At 73.0% G+C, this 2,021-nt stretch carries 3 protein-coding genes and 1 pseudogene; all 4 read left to right on the top strand.

Features of this window, described 5'->3' with window-relative positions:
* Positions 1-157 (top strand): annotated as a pseudogene (locus tag BFF77_RS37305) (SAM-dependent methyltransferase); the annotation flags it as partial.
* Positions 158-622: 465 nt separating this feature from the next.
* Positions 623-883 carry a hypothetical protein gene (locus tag BFF77_RS30240; RefSeq protein ID WP_245703836.1) on the top strand — a complete coding sequence of 87 codons (261 nt, stop codon included), beginning with the start codon at positions 623-625 and terminating at the stop codon, positions 881-883.
* Positions 884-1,149: 266 nt separating this feature from the next.
* Positions 1,150-1,455 carry a hypothetical protein gene (locus tag BFF77_RS36365; protein WP_211280352.1) on the top strand — a complete coding sequence of 102 codons (306 nt, stop codon included), beginning with the start codon at positions 1,150-1,152 and terminating at the stop codon, positions 1,453-1,455.
* A gap of 54 nt (positions 1,456-1,509) precedes the next feature.
* Positions 1,510-2,021: M20/M25/M40 family metallo-hydrolase (locus BFF77_RS30230; protein WP_141698568.1), on the top strand; the 512-nt coding region annotated here is incomplete at its 3' end.

The raw sequence follows: 2,021 nt of genomic DNA, 5'->3' as shown, positions 1-2,021 counted from the left end.
GTTCTCCCTGTCGAGTTCCGCGCCGCATCTGTTCGGTGAGCGCCTGGACGCATTCACGGCGGACCTCGATCGGCTGCTCCGGGAGCACTCCGCCGCCGGCCGCTTCTCCGAGCGTCAGCCGAGCACCGAGATCTTCGTCTGGCACACGCCCGTCTGAGCGGGCGGCGACCGGNNGGGGCACCGGCCGGTGCCCCCAGGCTTCTGAGGCCCCGGCGCAGACCTCGGCGCCGGCGTCCGTACGGCGCGCAGGCCCGCCTCCGGCAGGGACTCGGCGGCGAGCGTGGCCGACTGGGCCTGCGGACGGTCGTCCTCCCCGCCCCGGCTGCCTCGGCGGCCGGCAGATACTGCTCCGCCGCGGCCCGCCGGTCGCCGAGGGGCGCCCCAAATTCCGGCCGAGCGTCTCCCGGGCCCGTACCGGTCCGCTCCTCGCCGTGCTCCAGCAGATCCGGCAGGGCGGACTCCAGTACTTCGGCCGCCCCGGCCCGGCGCCCGGAATCGCCGTACGCCTGGGCCAGGAGCAGCCGCGCGTACGCTCCCGCGCCCGTCGGCTCTTCGGCCGCGTCGAACGAGTGGGCAGCCTCAGCGCGTACTCGGCGGCCTCCGCGGCCCTGCCGCCCTGCTTGTGCAGGATGTCCGCCAACGTCCGCCGCGGACGGCCCAGTTCGTCAAGCCGGCCGCGGCGCGTCCGGGTGTCCCGGAAGCCGGGACAATCCGTGAGGGCATCCATCGCATCGCCGCGGCGCACCGGGTGCGGGAGGAGCCGTTCGTCACCGACGAGGAGAACCTTCGACTTCGGCGGGCCCGTGACGGGGACGGCATCCGTACGGCCGTGACCGACGGTTACGAGATGTGCGCGCGGCGGAACGACGGGCACGCGGCGTGATCGTCATCGCCGCCATCTCCGGTCTGCTCGCTCTGTTCAACCGCGCGGACCCGGTTCACCAAGGGGCCGGGAAGGCCGCCGACGGCAGCGGCCTTCTTGTCGCCTCCCCCTGGCGCTCCCCGAGGTGCACCAGGCCGCCACCAGCCGGGGCGGCCTTCTCGCCGCCGACGGAATCCTCCGGTCGCTGACGGCGCGCATACGCGATGCGCGCAACGCGGGTGGTTCCTGCCCCGGCCACGCCCGGGCCCCTCGACACGGCTCTGTCCGTGCGGGTCCGGTACGGATCTCTCGGCCTCGACCTCGACCTCGACCTCGGCCTCGACCTCGGCCTCAATCTCGATCTCGTCGACGCGCCGAACGTCGCCCTGACGGCCGAGTACGACACCGACACCGTCCCGACCCGGGACATCCGTGACTTCCGGGCCGTCAGGCCGCCCACCTCTGAGGGTGACGACCTCTGCGTGACATGCCGTACGAGACCCGCCGCGGAGCGGCCGGGTATACCCGCTGCCTCGGCCCGCCATGCACTCCCACGCCGGGTTTCTTCGCTCCTGTGGCTGAAATTTTGCTGATCGTGACTTCGTTGATCCCTGAAGGGGCCTAGTCTTCAGCAGGTGAGCCAGTTGATGTCCCCAGAGCCCGAGACCGACGAGCTGCCCGGCGACAGCGTGCTGCCGGAGCCGGCCGCGCTGCCCGGTGCGGTGGGCGACGGATTGCGTGCCGAGCTGATCGCCTTCCGGCGGGACATGCACATGCATCCCGAGCTGGGCAATCAGGAGTTCCGTACCACCGCCGCGCTCAAGCACCGGCTGGAGCGGGCCGGACTCGCGCCCCGGGTGCTCGCCGGCGGGACCGGGCTCGTCTGTGACGTGGGGACCTGGGACGGCGTACGGCCCATGCTGGCGCTGCGTGCCGACATCGACGCGCTGCCCATTCCGGACACCAAGACCGACGCTCCCTACCGCTCCACCGTGCCCGACCGCGCGCACGCCTGCGGCCACGACGTCCACACCTCCGCCGTTCTCGGCGCCGGTCTGGTGCTCGCCGGGCTCGACCGGCAGGGCCTGCTGCCCAACGCCGTACGGCTGATCTTCCAGCCCGCCGAGGAGGTGCTGCCCGGCGGCGCCGCCGACGCCAT

It is taken from the genome of Streptomyces lushanensis, from assembly GCF_001700515.1.
Lineage (GTDB): Bacteria > Actinomycetota > Actinomycetes > Streptomycetales > Streptomycetaceae > Streptomyces > Streptomyces lushanensis.
This window is presented reverse-complemented; position numbering and strand designations above follow the sequence as displayed.